This window comes from Acinetobacter sp. WC-141 (assembly GCF_000313935.1).
GTDB lineage: Bacteria > Pseudomonadota > Gammaproteobacteria > Pseudomonadales > Moraxellaceae > Acinetobacter.
This window is the reverse complement of record NZ_AMSS01000001.1, coordinates 1-17,217: the sequence shown is the minus strand read 5'-3', so window position 1 is coordinate 17,217 and position 17,217 is coordinate 1. Positions and strand designations below refer to the sequence as shown.

11 protein-coding genes and 2 pseudogenes are annotated in these 17,217 nt (G+C 40.8%); 7 read left to right on the top strand and 6 right to left on the bottom strand.

The genetic code is table 11. The features are described 5' to 3' along the window. Window positions 1-88: 88 nt before the first annotated feature. The 4 genes from ACINWC141_RS00070 to ACINWC141_RS00055 all read right to left on the bottom strand — a co-directional run bounded on the left by ACINWC141_RS00070 (window position 89) and on the right by ACINWC141_RS00055 (window position 5,293). The gene (locus ACINWC141_RS00070; protein WP_005303245.1) at window positions 89-604 is read right to left on the bottom strand and encodes an acyl-CoA thioesterase; all 516 of its coding nucleotides are present in this window, start codon (window positions 602-604) and stop codon (window positions 89-91) included. A gap of 252 nt (window positions 605-856) precedes the next feature. Continuing rightward, the gene (locus tag ACINWC141_RS00065) at window positions 857-1,471 is read right to left on the bottom strand and encodes a MarC family protein (RefSeq protein ID WP_009386536.1); all 615 of its coding nucleotides are present in this window, start codon (window positions 1,469-1,471) and stop codon (window positions 857-859) included. 11 nt (window positions 1,472-1,482) lie between these two features. Next, entirely contained in the window at window positions 1,483-3,549 is a 2,067-nt protein-coding gene (locus tag ACINWC141_RS00060) for a choline transporter (RefSeq protein ID WP_009386583.1), read from the bottom strand. Between the two features lie 121 nt (window positions 3,550-3,670). Then, on the bottom strand, window positions 3,671-5,293 hold the full coding sequence (locus ACINWC141_RS00055) for a BCCT family transporter (protein WP_009386543.1): 1,623 nt from the start codon (window positions 5,291-5,293) through the stop codon (window positions 3,671-3,673). A gap of 265 nt (window positions 5,294-5,558) precedes the next feature. Between ACINWC141_RS00055 and betI the strand changes: the two genes are divergently transcribed. The 7 genes and pseudogenes from betI (at window position 5,559) to ACINWC141_RS00020 (ending at window position 14,550) form a co-directional block, all read left to right on the top strand. Continuing rightward, the gene (gene betI, locus ACINWC141_RS00050; protein WP_009386478.1) at window positions 5,559-6,182 is read left to right on the top strand and encodes a transcriptional regulator BetI; all 624 of its coding nucleotides are present in this window, start codon (window positions 5,559-5,561) and stop codon (window positions 6,180-6,182) included. Beyond that, the gene (betB, locus tag ACINWC141_RS00045; protein WP_009386560.1) at window positions 6,175-7,647 is read left to right on the top strand and encodes a betaine-aldehyde dehydrogenase; all 1,473 of its coding nucleotides are present in this window, start codon (window positions 6,175-6,177) and stop codon (window positions 7,645-7,647) included. Before betI ends, betB begins: the two co-directional genes overlap by 8 nt. A 95-nt stretch (window positions 7,648-7,742) precedes the next feature. After that, window positions 7,743-9,401: a choline dehydrogenase gene (gene betA, locus ACINWC141_RS00040; protein WP_009386590.1), complete on the top strand. Its 1,659-nt coding sequence runs from the start codon at window positions 7,743-7,745 to the stop codon at window positions 9,399-9,401. A gap of 510 nt (window positions 9,402-9,911) precedes the next feature. Beyond that, on the top strand, window positions 9,912-11,552 hold the full coding sequence (mqo, locus tag ACINWC141_RS00035; protein WP_009386534.1) for a malate dehydrogenase (quinone): 1,641 nt from the start codon (window positions 9,912-9,914) through the stop codon (window positions 11,550-11,552). 92 nt (window positions 11,553-11,644) lie between these two features. Continuing rightward, a pseudogene (locus ACINWC141_RS00030) lies at window positions 11,645-12,115 on the top strand (hypothetical protein). 216 nt (window positions 12,116-12,331) lie between these two features. Next, on the top strand, window positions 12,332-13,210 hold the full coding sequence (locus tag ACINWC141_RS00025) for a homocysteine S-methyltransferase family protein (RefSeq protein WP_009386512.1): 879 nt from the start codon (window positions 12,332-12,334) through the stop codon (window positions 13,208-13,210). A 5-nt stretch (window positions 13,211-13,215) separates the two neighbouring features. Then, complete coding sequence (locus ACINWC141_RS00020; protein WP_009386486.1) at window positions 13,216-14,550, top strand: basic amino acid/polyamine antiporter; 1,335 nt, start codon at window positions 13,216-13,218, stop codon at window positions 14,548-14,550. 55 nt (window positions 14,551-14,605) lie between these two features. Here the strand turns inward: ACINWC141_RS00020 and ACINWC141_RS00015 are convergent. Both ACINWC141_RS00015 and ACINWC141_RS00010 read right to left on the bottom strand, forming a co-directional pair. Beyond that, window positions 14,606-16,168 (bottom strand): annotated as a pseudogene (locus ACINWC141_RS00015) (lipase family alpha/beta hydrolase); the annotation flags it as partial. A 40-nt stretch (window positions 16,169-16,208) separates the two neighbouring features. Beyond that, a protein-coding gene (locus ACINWC141_RS00010) for an IS3 family transposase (protein WP_155757870.1) occupies window positions 16,209-17,217 on the bottom strand; the annotation gives its coding sequence in 2 pieces (ribosomal slippage) (window positions 16,209-17,032 and window positions 17,032-17,217; 1,010 coding nt annotated over the 2 pieces). This gene is flagged as partial in the annotation.

Genomic DNA, 17,217 nt, shown 5'->3' with positions numbered 1-17,217 from the left:
AGAGATAATTTTACTGAAATGAAAAATGGATGCTGAATTTTGGTAAAGAAGGAAAGGATCGAACCATGCTGCGGTTCGATCCTTTTTTTTAAGAAGATTTTTTATACATGCTACAAGATGGGTTGTGATTTTCTTGTAGACGTAAAACTTTGCGGTGCTCGGCTGCTTCAAAGCGGCAACGCTTCCACTCTGTATCAAGTTTCAAATGAGGTACTTCACATGGCTTGCCCTGTTCATCAACAGCAACCATGGTGAAATAACAGCTATTGGTATGGCGCACTGTACGCTTCTGGATATTTTGAGCTTCAACCCGTATTCCCACTTCCATTGAAGTACGGCCTACATGGTTAACACTTGCCAAGAAGGTTACCAGCTCACCTACATAAATAGGTTCTTTAAAATTCACCTTATCTACAGATAAAGTCACCACGTAGCCACCCGAATAACGACTTGCGCAAGCGTAAGCGACTTGGTCTAGTAGTTTTAGAATCGTACCACCATGAACATTACCTGAAAAATTTGCCATATCAGGCGTCATCAAAACTGACATCGTCAATTCAGACTGATCATCAGTTGCTGTGGTTATTTCATCTAATGTAGGCATAGCTCAACTCTGTGTCTTAAAACAAGCTCAGTCAACATTATGGTTGATAATTCACAAAAAAAACATGTTTAAATCCACAACATAGCATTGTATTTTTTAATATCTTTGATTGTTTTTTAAAATTTAGTTTTTTAAGGCATTATTTTTAAAGTTATTTTTTAAGCTGTCTTATTTATCTTAGAATTTTTTTAAAAGATGCTATGCCATTTTATTCCACGCTTAATGGCATAGCAGGATCTTACGGGTCACTCGCTATATTTTAGTAATCACACCTGTTACACCATTAATAATCATATCAATGGCAATCGTTCCGATTAACAAAGCAGATAAACGCCCCACAATATCAAAATAACGATCGATATGTTTGGCATGTCGATAACGTAAATGATCATGTGAAAATTTCATCAAAATCAAAATACTACAGGTTAAAAACAAGGTAAAGGCTATCACTAGGGCTGCTTCACCAATTGACATTTCCATTCCTGTTACCACAGCAGCACTAATGGTGCCCGGGCCAATCATGAACGGCATGGCAATGGTGCCAGCCAGATGTTCTGGTGCACCACGCATTTCACCAATAGTATCGGCACCCTGAAAAACGTAACGATAGCCAATGACCAAAAAGATAAGGCCACCAAAAATCTGGAAGGCTTCAAAACGTACATTCAGATATTTACTAAAAATTGCTTCGCCGCCCCATGCAAATAGCATGAACACGACAAAAGCAATCAAGCTTCCCTGAATCAGTGCTTTATTAAACACCTTTGTTTCTGAATGGCGGATCAGGCCAATCATATAAATGCTCATTAAAAATGGATTGAGCAAAGAGAAAAATAAAGCAAAAGAATGTAGATAAGGAGAAGCCATGCATTGTCCTCTTAAGCTTGTGGATCTGGGAACAACGGACGATTCCCCGGGCTAATACGATTAATATGTAAGAACGTCATATGTCTTTCATATTTATCTAAAATGTCATTAATGACCTGTTCTTTACTGTATCCCACCAGATCATTATCTTGAGAGCCATCATAAAGATAGGTTTCTAGCCGGTAATAGAACTGTTTACCCCGTTTCACTCGCTGGCTAAAGTTAGGCGCACTATAGCGTACAGGCCAGATCTGATAAACGAAGTTTTGTTCTTCTTCCAAATGAATAGTGAAGTCCAGATGGTAAAGTGCTTCTTCATCTTCAAGAGGGGTTTGCTGCACATCTACATTCATACCCTGCTTAATAAGCTCACCTGCAACGGCTTGAACAGCCGGTAGACAAACTGCATCTAACATGCGTTGGGTTTCAGTGGTTCCCGGATGATGCATCACTCGAGTTAAACGTTGTTTCCAATTCAGAATATCAACATTACCGACTACCGGAGCTGCGTTCATACTTCGACTGGCTTGCCGGTAATCTTCAAGCCTCAGCGACTTATATAGTCCTGCCATCACAAGGAACATCACAAAGCTAAAAGGTAATCCCATAATGATGGTCGCGTTTTGCAAAGCGGTAATACCGTTGGTCATCAGCATTGCTAATGTCAGCAAACCAATTGCTACTGCCCAAAACACACTTAACCAACGAGGAGCATCATTATCAATATTCGTAAGTTTAGTCGTGAAGTTACCTAAAACCAGCGCTCCCGAATCGGCAGAAGTCACGTAGAACAAAAGCCCTGTCACGGTGGCAATTGAAGCGATAAAGGTAAAGCCCGGATATTGCGCTAGCAGGTCGTAGAAACCATGAGCCGGATTTGCTAACACAGTCGCTGCTAAGGTTTGGTTACCTTCAAAAATAACGCTGTGCAATGCACTATTACCAAAAATGGATAACCATGTAAGTGTAAATAGAAGCGGAATAATTAAAGTACCGCACACAAACTCACGAATGGTACGTCCTCTTGAGATACGTGCTAGGAAAAGTCCAACAAATGGAGACCAAGCAATCCACCATGCCCAGAAGAAGAAAGTCCAACTACTCATCCACTCTTTAGGCTGTTCAAAAGCAAAACTTTGTAATGCTAAAGTCGGGAAACGGGTTAAATAATCACCAATATTTTGGACTAGGGCATTGAGTAAAAACTCGGTATTTCCCAAGAACAAAATAAACAGCAATAGCCCAACCGAAACATAAATATTGATTTCAGATAAAATCCGCAGGCCTTTATTGACCCCTGATGTCACCGAAATAACACTAATACCGACCGCGACAGCAATCAGGATAAATTGCATCCAGATGTTTTCTGGTAATCCCAATAATACATGCAGGCCATAATTTAGCTGTACTACTCCAATCCCGCAGGTCGTCGCAATACCAAAAATTGTTCCGATAACGGCAGCTGTATCAACGCTATGCCCAATTGCCCCATTAATTCTGTTTCCGAAAATTGGGTAAAGTGCAGAACGAATGGTAAGCGGTAAGTTATAACGATAACTAAAGTATCCCAATGACATACCAATTAAGGCATACATACACCAGCCGGTTAAGCCATAGTGGAACAATGTCCAGACCATACTTTGGCGTGCTGCTTCATAGGTCTGACCTGCTCCGACTGGAGGTTGCATATAATGAGATAAAGGCTCAGCGACCGAGAAGAACATCAGATCGATACCAATACCAGCCGAAAACAGCATCGCAGACCAGCTGAGTACACTAAACTCAGGCTTTGAATGCTTAGGTCCTAGCTTAATATTGCCGTATCTTGAACAGGCAATAAAAATCACGAAAACCATATATAGCGTTGCGGCAAGCAGATAATACCAACCAAAGGTTGAGGTTACCCACTGAAGTACGGTGTTCATGACTCGGTTTGCAAAATCATTAAACAAAAACGTGACGAGAGAAAAAATTAAAATAAGTACAGCTGAAAAATAAAAAACCACACGATTGAGCGGGTCTTTTTTAGATTTAGATAATGTTAAATCATCAACTGCTCTTGGATTATCTGTTGCCATACAATCCTCAAGGAATAAAAATAAAAACAAAATATTTAATTTCGTCTTTTCACTATTATTTAAAATAATGAAAAGACGACTTTAAACGCAAAAAATAATATATAGATGTGATCGGTTGAGGTTATAAAACCTCAGTCACTTTATTCTGGTCACAATTCGACGGAACCGAAATGTCTTTTGAAACAGCTAACTGTTTTTTCACTAATTGAGGGTCAAAATCATCTTGTTTTAAGGCTTTGGCTAAACCAAACATATAAAGCAAAATAATGACTGAAAATGGTAAACCACATAACACCACAGCACTTTGCATGGAGTTGAAACTACCGGCTAATAGCAAGCCAATACTTACAATGGTAATTACCACAGACCAAAAAACGCGTAACCAGATCGGTGAATCACTATCATTGGTGCCCCCTTTTGAGGACAAATTAGCGATCATAAGTGTACCAGAGCCAACTGGTGTCAAAAATAAAACGAAACAAATTACAACAACAATACCTGCAACATAAGGATTAAACGGCAGATATTCGAGTAACTTAAATAAAGATAATGCCGGATCAGTTAAAACCATATCGCCCAAAACTTTCTGTTTTTGGTTCAAGATAAAGTAAATTGCCGTATTTCCAAAAACCGAGATCCAAGCTAGGGTAAAGCCGAGTGGAATCAGGCATACACCCAATACAACTTCGCGAATCGTACGTCCTTTTGAAATACGGGCAATAAACATGCCGACAAAAGGTGCCCAAGCAATCCACCATGCCCAATAAAACACAGTCCACGAACCCAACCAGCCACTTGCTTTTGGGTTATACAAATACATATCAAAGCTTTTACCAATAAAATTGCTTAGATAATCACCCATATTTTGCACAAGGCCATTTAATAAATGATTTGTAGGGCCCGTTAAAAATACAAATAAAAGTAATGCATACAGCAGACGTAAATTAATACGCGATAGCCATGCCAAGCCTTTTTCAATGCCCACCACGGTCGTGATCGTGGCAACAAACATCATAATAAGAACAACTGTAATTAAGGTCACAGAGTTATTAGGAATTTGCGGAAGCAAATAGCAAATGCCTGACACAAGCACCAAAGCCCCGATTCCCAAGTTGGTGACCAAAGAAATAACTGTAGCTAAAATTCCAAAACCATCGACAAAATCACCCACCAAGCCATGAACACGCTCTCCAAAAATTGGGTAAAGCGCCGAACGCAGTGCTAATGGCAAGTTTTGTCTGAAAGCGAAGTAACCTAAAGTGACCCCGAGTAATGCATAGAGTACCCAGCCATGAATGCCCCAATGCAAAAAGCTATAGGTCATGGCATTACGGGCTGCCTGAATGGTTCCTGACTCACCTTCCGGTGGTCTTAAAAAATGGTCAACAGGTTCAGCAACGCCATAGTAAAGTAAGGCAATACCAATACCTGCCGAGAACAGCATTGAGGTCCAAGCCAAATAACTAAACTCAGGTTTGTCGTCGTCTTTTCCTAAGGGAATCTGCCCTACTTTTGAAAAAGCGAGCCATGCCACAAAGCCCAGACAAAGCACAATAACCAGCATGTAATACCACCCGAAAAAGTGATTTACTTGCTCTTGTATGTAGGTCAACCAAAACTGACTTTTTTCTGGAAACAGCACAAAAAGTAGGCCAAAAATGCCAATACTGATGGCTGAACTCCAAAATACAAAACGATTTAACCGAATATGGTCTGAAGAATATCTATCACTTTTCAACACCATCTTATTGCTCCTTGCAATCGGTGTATTTTCTCAAAATAACGTGATAAGTACTGTACTTATGCGCATCATCCTATCCGTAAGAACCTTTGATTTTACCTCTTTATTCCTAGAGGCAATATTCAAAAATTCATTGATTTTTACATATCATACTTGTTATTGATTGAACGTTCAATCAATAACAAGTATGATAAAAAAAGTGCTATGATGCTTTGCAAGTTAACATGCTGAATTTAAAGCACCGCTAAAAGTGCTGATGTGGAAAAACATGACAAAACGCAGAGTAAAACCAGAGCACGTGCGACGTGAAGAGATTATGAATGCCGCACTCGACGTAATTTATGAAGTGGGGTTATCCAATACCACCATTGCACAAATTGCAAAAAAAGCCGAGTTGTCGACCGGCATTGTCAGCCATTATTTTGGCGACAAACAAGGGTTGATAAATACCTGTATGCAAGAAATGCTGAATGTTCTGCGTCATAAAACCGAACAGTACAGAGCAGAAGCAGATACGCATCCAGAGAGCCAAATTAAGGCCATTATCGACTCGAACTTTGACATTAGTCAGGTCAATGAAAAAGCAATGCGGGTCTGGTTAGACTTTTGGTCAGCGAGTATGCACGTACCAGACTTAAGCCGCTTGCAAAAGATTAATGATCAACGCCTGTACTCCAACTTGAAGTTTTACTTTCTCAAGTTAATGGATGAACCACAGGCCAGTGTTGCCGCTCGAGGTCTGGCAGCATTGATTGATGGATTATGGCTACGAGGCAGTTTGAGCCGTCATAACGAATTTGACAGCAATCTTGCCCGTTCCATTGCTTACGATTATGTACAAACGCAATTGCAATTTGCGAACAAGCCTTTGCAGGAGAGACAAAATGAGTGATGTACAAGTTCATCAACTGTATATCCATGGACGCTATGTTAAAGCAACCAGTGGTAAAACATTTAATAGTATTAACCCTGCCAACGGCGAGACAATCGCGACTCTTCAGCAAGCATCTGAACAAGATATTGAAGCTGCTGTACAAAGTGCCCAACAAGGACAAAAAATCTGGGCTGCCATGACTGCCATGGAGCGTTCACGTATTTTGCGTCGTGCTGTCGACATTCTTCGTGAACGAAATGATGAGCTTGCCCGTCTTGAAACTCTCGACACAGGTAAAGCTTTTAGCGAAACATCTACAGTCGACATCGTGACTGGTGCAGATGTACTCGAATACTATGCAGGACTTGCAACAGCCATTCAGGGTGACCAAGTTCCACTTCGCGAATCAAGTTTCTTTTATACACGCCGTGAACCTTTAGGCGTGGTTGCAGGTATTGGTGCCTGGAACTATCCAATTCAAATCGCTTTATGGAAATCTGCCCCTGCCCTTGCTGCCGGCAATGCCATGATTTTCAAACCAAGTGAAACCACTCCACTCACTGCATTTAAACTTGCAGAAATCTATACAGAAGCTGGCGTTCCAGACGGCGTATTTAACGTGGTGCAAGGTGCTGGTCGTGAAATCGGTCAGTGGCTCACTGAACATCCTGTGATTGAAAAAATCTCATTCACTGGCGGTGTGGAAACCGGCAAAAAAGTCATGGCAAGCGCTGCTGGCTCTACACTGAAAGAAGTAACCATGGAACTTGGTGGTAAATCTCCACTGATTATTTGTGAAGATGCCGACCTAAACCGTGCCGCAGATATTGCAGTCATGGCGAACTTCTTTAGCTCAGGTCAAGTATGTACCAACGGTACGCGTGTATTTGTTCCAAAATCACGTTTAGCCGATTTTGAAAAAGCCGTTGTAGAGCGTGTAAAACGTATTCGCATTGGCGACCCAATGGCTGAAGAGACAAACTTTGGTCCACTCACGAGCTTCCCTCATATGGAAAAAGTGTTGTCTTTCATTGAGTCGGGCAAACGACAAGGTGCTAAAGTGTTAATTGGCGGTGGCCGCGCAACAGAGGGTGACCTTGCGAAAGGTGCTTATGTATTACCGACAGTATTTAGCGACTGCACTGACCAAATGGCGATTGTTCAAGAAGAAATTTTTGGACCTGTCATGAGCATTTTAAGCTATGAAACCGAAGAAGAAGTCATCCGTCGTGCTAACGACACCACCTTTGGTTTAGCTGCTGGCGTTGTTACTCAAGACATCAGCCGTGCTCATCGCATTATTCACCAAATTGAAGCAGGTATTTGCTGGATTAACACTTGGGGCGAATCGCCTGCCGAGATGCCAGTTGGTGGCTACAAACAATCTGGCGTGGGCCGCGAAAATGGTCTAACCACACTTGGGCACTATACCCGTATCAAATCTATTCAAGTTGAACTTGGCGATTATCAAAGCATTTTTTAATGCCTCAATCGCTTTAAACACTTCAACCTAAATCACATATGCCGAGCAGTCTTTATAGATTGCTCAGGCAAACTGTTAGTAAAAAAAGGATAGTTATGAATATTAAAGAATATGATTACATTATTATTGGCGCAGGATCTGCCGGAAATGTACTCGCTGCGCGTCTTACTGAAGACAAAGATACCACCGTTTTACTGCTAGAAGCGGGCGGACCAGATTATCGCTTGGATTTCCGTACACAAATGCCAGCAGCTTTAGCCTACCCTCTGCAAGGTCGTCGCTATAACTGGGCTTATTTAACCGACCCTGAACCACACATGAATAACCGCCGTATGGAATGTGGTCGTGGTAAAGGTTTAGGCGGCTCATCTTTAATTAATGGCATGTGCTATATCCGCGGTAATGCCATGGATTTAGAACAATGGGCAACGCATAAGGGCCTTGAAAACTGGTCTTATGCCGACTGTTTGCCATACTATAAAAAAGCCGAAACCCGTGACATTGGTGAAAATGACTATCATGGCGGCAATGGTCCTGTATCTGTTGCCACCCCTAAAAATGGCAACAATGTGTTGTTCCATGCCATGGTTGAAGCTGGTGTACAAGCAGGTTATCCACGTACTGATGACTTAAATGGTTACCAGCAAGAAGGCTTTGGCCCAATGGACCGTACAGTTACGCCTAAGGGTCGCCGCTCAAGCACTGCACGTGGTTATTTGGATATGGCAAAAGGTCGTCCAAACCTGACCATTCTGACTCATGCGACGACTAACAAAATCTTGTTTAACCAAAAACAAGCGGTCGGTGTTGAATATATTATTGGTGCTGATCAAAACAACTTACAACGTGCCTTGGTTAAACGCGAAGTATTACTTTGCGCAGGCGCAATTGCTTCACCACAAATTTTACAACGCTCAGGTGTAGGTGAAAGTACCTTCTTAAAATCAATGGACATTGATGTGGTTCATGATTTACCAGGTGTTGGTGAAAACCTACAAGACCATTTAGAAATGTACTTACAGTATAAATGTAAGCAACCCGTTTCTTTATACCCAGCTTTGAAGTGGTATAACCAACCTGCAATTGGTGCAGAGTGGTTATTTAATGGTACAGGTATTGGCGCAAGCAACCAGTTTGAAGCAGGCGGATTTATTCGTAGTTCGGATGAGTTCAAATGGCCAAACATTCAGTACCATTTCTTGCCAGTTGCCATTAACTACAATGGTAGTAATGCCGTGAAAGAACATGGTTTCCAAGCTCATGTAGGTTCAATGCGTTCGCCTTCACGTGGTCGTATTAGACTCAAATCAAAAGATCCGTTTGAGCATCCAAGTATCTTGTTTAACTACATGTCGACTAAGCAAGACTGGCGTGAGTTCCGTGATGCAATTCGTATTACGCGTGAAATCATGCAGCAACCTGCGCTTGACCCCTATCGCGGTGAAGAAATTAGTCCAGGCAAACATTTGCAAACTGATGCAGAGCTTGATGACTTTGTTCGCAACCATGCAGAAACCGCTTACCACCCGTCTTGTAGTTGTAAAATGGGTGAAGACGAAATGGCTGTCGTAGATGGTCAAGGCCGCGTACATGGTATGAATGGTTTGCGCGTAGTCGATGCCTCAATCATGCCGCTCATTATTACTGGTAATTTAAATGCAACCACCATTATGATTGCCGAAAAAATTGCAGATCAAATTCGTGGACGTGAAGCATTACCACGTTCAACTGCACCGTTCTATGTAGCGTCATAAAACATCAAAGGGTATATTTCTTATGCAGAGATATACCCTTAATTTAATCTTTATAGAACCAATATTAATAAGAACGATGTATGACAGAAAATAAGCTTTTGCGAGGAGTTTATTTACATAAATAGGCCATGAAATAAAAATTAATCTATTTTTATAGGCAAATATTCTTCAAATGAGCTAACTTTAACCATTTATAAATTATTAATTATTTTTCAATAACTTAAAATCAAACAAATATTTAAAATAATCTTATTAAAGCTTAATTTGATTAAATATAAATCATATTTATGATTTTGATGAACCCCATTTATTATAAAAATTGTCTTGTCAATGCAAAATTAGTCTAAAATATAGAGTGTTTGCGATAATCCCAAGTAATTTTTATTTTTTTAGAAGTTCTCTGTTTTTGAGAATTTACTTTCGCATTTATATCCATTTTGTCTGGATACGCTGTCTAGGTTTCCTCACACCTTAAGTGACTCAAATAACTTATTTTAAGGTCCCCCTTACATGAAAAAGTTTTTGAAATACCTTCTGGTATTAATCATTCTTATTTTAATTGCAGGAATTGTTTTCTTGTTTAGACCAACTGCGTCAAAACAAGTAGAAACTGCAAAAGATGAGCCAGTTGTTGATGCTGTTCTTGTTGGCGGCGGCATCATGAGTGCCACTCTCGGTACTTATTTCACTGAGCTTGAACCAAACTGGCAAATTCGTATGTATGAACGTCTTGACCAAGTTGCTCAAGAAAGTTCAAACGGCTTTAACAATGCCGGAACAGGCCACTCAGGCTTTATGGAAATGAACTATACCGAAGAGAAAAACGGTAAGATGGAAATCGTCAAAGCTGAAAAAGTTGCTTCTCAATTTGAAGTTGCTAAACAGTTTTGGTCATATCAGGTAAAACAAGGTGTTTTAGCTGAACCGAAATCATTCATTAATCCAGTTCCGCACATTGCTTTCGTTTGGGGCGATAACGTTAAATTCTTAGAAAAACATTATGCGGCCATGATTCAAAGCCCGTTGTTTAAAGGCATGAAATTTACTGAAGACCCAGCTGTAATTAAACAATGGGCACCTTTAGTAATGAACGACCGTGACCCTAGTCAAAAAGTTGCAGCAACCCGTATGGATGTTGGCTCTGACGTAAACTATGGTTCTATCACTAAGCAGTTAGTAAATCGTTTAGATCAAAACCCGAACTTCAAATTACAGACTTCAACCGAAGTGACTGGCATTAGCCAAAATGATGACAAGACTTGGACTGTGTCTTTCAAAAATTTGAAAACTGGTAAAGTAGATCACGTTAAAACACGTTTTGTATTTATTGGTGCAGGTGGTGCAGCGGTTAAATTATTGCAACTTACTGGTTTACCAGAAGCGAAACAATATGCTGGTTTTCCTGTTGGTGGTGAGTTCTTAATTACTGACAATCCAAAAATTACTGCAGAACATACAGCGAAAGTATATGGCCGTGCTGAACTTGGTGCGCCTCCAATGTCTGTACCACATATTGATACGCGTTATATTGACGGTAAAAAATATGTATTGTTTGGACCATTTGCAACCTATTCAAACAAGTTCCTGAAAAATGGTTCTCAGCTTGACTTACTTGCATCAACAAACAAAAGCAACGTTTTACCAATGACCACTGTTGGTTTAGAAAACCTTGATCTTGTTAAATACTTGGTGAGCCAAGTGATGATGTCAGATGAAGACCGTCTAAATGAACTTCGTAAATACTACCCAGATGCGAAAGCTGAAGACTGGCGTTTAAGCCAAGGTGGTCAACGTGTTCAGATCATCAAGAAAGAACCGGGTAAACCAGCAACGCTTCAATTCGGTACAGAAATCTTTGCGTCTAAAGATGGTGCTGTAACTGCATTGTTAGGTGCGTCTCCGGGTGCTTCGACTTCTCCATACATCATGCTTAACTTGCTTGAAAAAGCTTTCCCTCAGCAAACTGAAGGTAAGTGGAACCAGAAGCTTCATGAGATTGTAGTGTCTTATAAACAAGACTTAAGCAAAGACCCTGTGTTACTCGACAAAGTTCGTCAGTACACAAGTTCTACGCTTGGCTTGAACTATACATCTCCGTTTAAAGCTGCAAACGATGAAACTGCTGCTGCCCCAGTTGCAAAAGCAAACTAAGTTTGACGATATATAACTAAAATACCAAAAGGATGAATTTCGATTCGTCCTTTTGTTTTTTTAAGACCTTAGTTGAGATATTTAGATTCGCTATGACGCCTTTAAACGCATCACCTCGCCTCTTGTCATTTGGTTTTAAGCTCGTGCTTATTTTGCTACTGGCTTATCTTTTGTTAAGCGGGTTTTATATGTGGATGATTGGCGGCACAGCCATTTATTTAAGCTCAGCTGTATTACTTACCATCACTGCTTATGCATTTAAGCTCGGTAAATATCAAAAGCTATGTGCTGTTTTAAATGTGCTGATGAGTGCTGCTGCGTTATATTTTAGTACCGCTCATTTATTTTTCTCCCCTGTTCAGTTCTTTATATTTTTACCTGCCCTATTTTTTGTACTGTTAGCTTTTGCTCGCCTAGAAAAAGTTCGTCGCTTATCTAAAGTTTTAATATTCATCAGTTTATTAATTTGATCAGGCATACACTTTATGCAGCTTGAACAGCTTAAAGCGTATTATAAAACGCAGCACACTGGCGAAAGTTGGCAACAATATGGCGCATTATAAGATTATTTTTTAGTCTAGATTTTCAAATAAATACGTCATCATTTTCACATGAAGTTCATCAGTAAAACTGAACATCTTCTACAGAATTCCTTTTAAGAAAAAATATTCATAACAATCTAATTTATTTAGAAATATATCGAGCATATTCGCGATTGAACTCGATACATCTACACGCTAGATTAATCAAATATTTTTTCTCCCTTTATGTTGTAATTTATGAAAATTTTAGATGGCGGTTTAGGCCGTGAATTGGCCCGTCGTGGCGCTCCGTTTCGTCAACCAGAGTGGTCTGCGCTTGCACTTATTGAAGCACCCGAAACAGTAAAAGAAGTACACCTCGATTTTATTAACGCTGGTTCAGAAGTCATTACGACTAATAACTATGCTGTTGTGCCTTTTCATATTGGGCAAGAACGCTTTGAAATTGACGGCGTGCGTTTAATTAAAGTTGCTATTGAACAAGCAAAAAATGCAGTTAAAGAAAGCGGCAAAAATGTCAAAATCGCAGGCTGCTTACCACCGTTATTTGGTTCTTACCGTGCAGACCTGTTTCAACCTGAACAGGCTAAAAACCTTGCTGAGCCAATCATTAACACCTTGGCACCAGAAGTAGATTTTTGGTTAGCAGAAACCCAATCGTGCTTAAAAGAAGTTGAAACAGTCCATGCATTATTGCCACAAGATGGTAAGGACTATTGGGTGTCATTTACGCTGCAAGATGAAATTAAACAAGAACAAGCGTTACTTCGTTCAGGCGAAAACATGCAGCAAGTGGCTGATTTCATCAAGCAGTCAAACGCCAAAGCAGTGTTATTTAACTGCTGTCAGCCTGAAGTAATCTTACAAGCCATTAATGAAATTAAAGGACTGATTCCAGAGTCTGTTCAGATTGGTGCCTATGCCAATGCGTTCCCACCGCAAGATGAAAGCGCAACTGCCAACGATGGTCTGGATGAAATTCGTAAAGACTTAGATGCGCCTGCTTATCTTGGTTTCGCTAAACAATGGCAGCAAGCAGGTGCAAGCCTAGTCGGCGGTTGCTGTGGTATTGGCCCAGAACACATTGCTGAACTTTCTCAATTTTTTAAAGAATAAATACCATGTCTGCTGCCAAAATCGGATTGTTGTCTCTTACAGCGCTGGTCTTTAGTTCTATGGTGGGGTCAGGTGTATTTAGCCTCCCCCAAAATATGGCTCAAGTCGCTAACGGCTCTGCCCTTCTTATTGCATGGCTCATTACCGGAGTCGGCATTATTTTCTTGGCCCTCACGCTATTACATTTAACGCGTCAACGCCCAGATTTAGACGGTGGTATTTATAACTATGCACGCGAAGGCTTTGGAGACCTGATCGGGTTTTGCTCGGCGTGGGGTTATTGGCTGTGTACCACCATTGGTATTGTCGGTTATGTGGTGATTGCCTTTTCAGGCGTCGGCATGTTTACCGATAGCAAAGACCATATTATTTTTGGTGAAGGTAATACGCTCTATTCACTGATTGGCTCAAGCATTTTTGTATGGCTGGTGCACTGGTTAGTGAGCCGAGGCATTAAAGAAGCTGCGATTGTGAATTTACTGGCGACCATCGCTAAAATTATTCCAATGGTGGTTTTTATCTTCTTTACTTTCATTGCCTTTAAGTTTGATTTGTTCAAACTCAACTTAAATGACTTCTCTTTAAAAGTTCCACTCTGGCAGCAAGTGAAAGACCTGATGCTGATTACCCTTTGGGTATTTACCGGTATTGAAGGTGCAGTGGTTTTATCATCGCGTGCAAAAAAACGTCATGATATTGGTAAAGCAACTATTTTAGGTGTTTTGCTGGCGTTAAGTTTTTATGTGATGGTGACGGTATTGGCCTATGGCGTAGTGAGTCGTGAAGCGCTTGCTGGCATGCACAACCCATCAATGGCCACCATTTTGCAGCAACTGATCGGTTTACCAGGCACAATTGTTATTACCATCGGGCTGATTATTTCAGTTTCTTCGTCTTATTTAAGCTGGACTTTGTTCGCCACTGAAATTCCATATTTAGCTGCAAAAAATGGTGCATTCCCGAAATTATTTTTAAAGAATAATCAAAATAATGTACCCATTTCATCACTTTGGCTAACCACCATTGTCGTGCAAGGTGCCTTGATTGCCGTGTATTTTTTCAATAAAAACTACACCCAGCTTTTATTAATTTCATCGGTCATGATTTTGCTGCCTTATTTTCTGGTGTCGGCTTTTTATCTTAAAGAATCTATTCGCCATAAACGCACGCCACATATTGCCATTGCCAGCGTCGCTTCAATTTACGCACTTTGGTTGCTCTATGCAGCAGGATTAGACTTACTACTTTTGTCTGGTGTCTTGTATTTGGTCGGCTTGGTTATTTTTTCAATCAGCTACTTTGAGCATAAAAAATCGCTCAAACAAAACCAGCTTAATTAATCACTTCAACCACTGTTGACCCAGTTCAGCAGTGGTTTTCTAAAAACAAAAAATTCTATTTTGAAGGCTGCGACTGCTTTAAATGCAACCGTAAAATACGGCGTAATTCTAAAATAGCTTCTGGCGTAGTTTGAATTGAATGCCCACCTTTAATGATCAGTTCCGACTGTTCACCACCTAAATGTGAACTTTGATACGGCACAATCCCATCGCTGCTTTTTAACTTATCTGGCGTGCCATGAATATTACCCATAATCGAGTGATAGACTACGTTGGACGATGGCTGAATGGCTTGGGTAAGCTGCATAAAGCTAGAAGCACGGCTTAAATTACTCGCCCCATTTTCAATTAAGCCTTTTCTGAGTTTTGTATTTTTCTCATCTCGCATTTCAACTGCAATAAAAAAATCGGCTGGTAAACGAATAATACGGCGGGCAATTTGGGTAAACCATCGGTCAGCGTAGTCAGTACCATGGTGCGGTGCCGAAACAAAAACAACGCGTTTAAAATAAGGTAAAGCTTTGAACTGAAAACGCTCTCGAATGACCGGATTTTCTTTTAAACGGTTTAGCTGCGCTTCATTCATTTTTTGCATGGCTTGCTCTGAAACATCAGCATCACTCACCAATAAACGGCTAATCACGCCGCCCATACTATGCCCGACCAACACTGCATCGTGTGCCGCATAACTGTCTTTGGCAATGTTTTGAAAAGCCTGATTCAACAATGAATAAATCTGAAAACGGCTTTCAAAAATCGGCATATTGGTTGAATAAAACACCTGCCAAACCTGATAGTTTTGTCTTAATTCGGCATCACCCATAATGTCGTTGGTCAAGCTCACCCACGCCTCTGGGCTACTTGCTAAACCATGAATAAATACAATGATTTTCTTATTGGGGTTAAAGGGTTCCAGCATATATAAGTGCGGCATGATCAAATTGTTTTCTTTATTAATTAAAGACCAATAACCCGCTGCACCTAAATTATATTTCGACAGCCACAGTCCATAAGGTGCCGAATAGTTTGCCGTAAGCGGATAGTCCACCCCTTCAACTTTTACACGCTCTTGCCTGTACGGATCGAACATCGCAATTTCTAAGTCTGCCCCAGCAATGACCTGATCGGCTGTGACCTTTTGTTTAGGGTACGCAATGGCAGTAACCGGAAAGAACCGAGGTAAATGTATGTTCGGATTAGTTTGATGAGCGTAAAAAGCATCGGGGTCTAAAATGAAGCCATGATTTACATCATTTTCTTTACGACCCACAATAAACTCTGCTCCTAAACCATCCTTACGGTTAACGGTATTAAAGCCAGAAAAGTTCATGTTATAGCTTGAGCGAAAAGTATCGACCTCAATTTTTTGTACATCTACCGCATGGTCAAAATTGACATGGTACTCATGCCCATCTGCTTTAAGCAGCGGTGGAAAACGATGCGTATTTAAATGATTAAAATACGTGGTCATGAGCTTCGACAAGGCAACGTTATAAAAAATACGCACCTGATTTTGGCGGTGGTCGAATACCCGATCAAACGGTGACTCTTCAGAGTCAAATAAATAGACATAGCTATAACGTAAGCTTTTATCAAACAACGCCAGCTCTTGATCAACGGGTAATCCTCCCATAAATAACCGAAGTTAAAAGTAGAGGTTAAGCAGCCATTAGAGGTGGCTTTCCTTTGTTAGCTTGATGTGGTCTTTCATGGTTGTAATGCCACAACCAGTTTGTTGCATAATCTTGTACTTCATCCAAAGTATCAAATAAATGCTTGCTCAGCCAACTATAACGTATGGTCCGATTATAGCGTTCAATATACGCATTCTGCTGTGGCTTACCCGGTTGAATATATTCAATACGAATACCGTGCTCAGTAGCCCAGCGCACAAATTCGTGACTGATAAATTCGGGACCATTATCGCATCGGATCACTAACGGTTTTTCTCTCCCCTCCAGCAATTGATTCAACGTACGAATAACCCTGATTGTGGGCAATGAGAACCCTGCTTCAATGGCTAGGCCTTCGCGGCGGTAATCATCAATCACATTCAATAATCGAAACTTGCGACCATCGGAAAGCTGATCATGCATAAAATCTAATGACCAAACCTGATTTTCTCGGATTGGTTCTTTCAATGGTTCAGGCGCATGCCGTTTTAGTCTTCTTCTCGGTTTAATACGCAGATTCAGTGCCAACTCACAGTAAATGCGGTAAACCCGCTTGTGATTCCAGCAGCAACTCTCAACATGCCGTAAATACGAGAAGCACAAACCAAAGCCCCAATCGGAATTTTCCTCAGTGAGTTCAATGAGCTGTTCAGCAATGAGTGCATTGTCATCGCTGAGTTTGGCTTGATAGCGGTAGCAGGTTTCACTAATGCCAAATGCTTTACAAGCCAAACGAATACTAATGGCATGCTGGGCAACTGCCTGTTGTGCCATCTTACGCCGGCAAGATGGCTTTACCACTTTTTTGCCATCGCTTCCTGGATGATTTCGGCCTTTAATCGCTCTTCCGCATACATCTTTTTAAGTCTGGTATTTTCGGCTTCTAGCTCTTTCAGTCGAGCCATTAATGATGTATCCATACCACCATATTTGGCACGCCATTTATAAAAGGTAGCATTACTCATGCCGTGTTCACGGCAAAGGGTCGCTACAG

Bases quoted from the DNA above. Each gene is read 5' to 3' on its own strand.
- ACINWC141_RS00070 (WP_005303245.1), bottom strand. From the start codon at position 604: ATGCCTACATTAGATGAAATAACCACAGCAACTGATGATCAGTCTGAA.
- ACINWC141_RS00065 (WP_009386536.1), bottom strand. From the start codon at position 1,471: ATGGCTTCTCCTTATCTACATTCTTTTGCTTTATTTTTCTCTTTGCTC.
- ACINWC141_RS00060 (WP_009386583.1), bottom strand. From the start codon at position 3,549: ATGGCAACAGATAATCCAAGAGCAGTTGATGATTTAACATTATCTAAA.
- ACINWC141_RS00055 (WP_009386543.1), bottom strand. From the start codon at position 5,293: ATGGTGTTGAAAAGTGATAGATATTCTTCAGACCATATTCGGTTAAAT.
- betI (WP_009386478.1), top strand. From the start codon at position 5,559: ATGACAAAACGCAGAGTAAAACCAGAGCACGTGCGACGTGAAGAGATT.
- betB (WP_009386560.1), top strand. From the start codon at position 6,175: ATGAGTGATGTACAAGTTCATCAACTGTATATCCATGGACGCTATGTT.
- betA (WP_009386590.1), top strand. From the start codon at position 7,743: ATGAATATTAAAGAATATGATTACATTATTATTGGCGCAGGATCTGCC.
- mqo (WP_009386534.1), top strand. From the start codon at position 9,912: ATGAAAAAGTTTTTGAAATACCTTCTGGTATTAATCATTCTTATTTTA.
- ACINWC141_RS00025 (WP_009386512.1), top strand. From the start codon at position 12,332: ATGAAAATTTTAGATGGCGGTTTAGGCCGTGAATTGGCCCGTCGTGGC.
- ACINWC141_RS00020 (WP_009386486.1), top strand. From the start codon at position 13,216: ATGTCTGCTGCCAAAATCGGATTGTTGTCTCTTACAGCGCTGGTCTTT.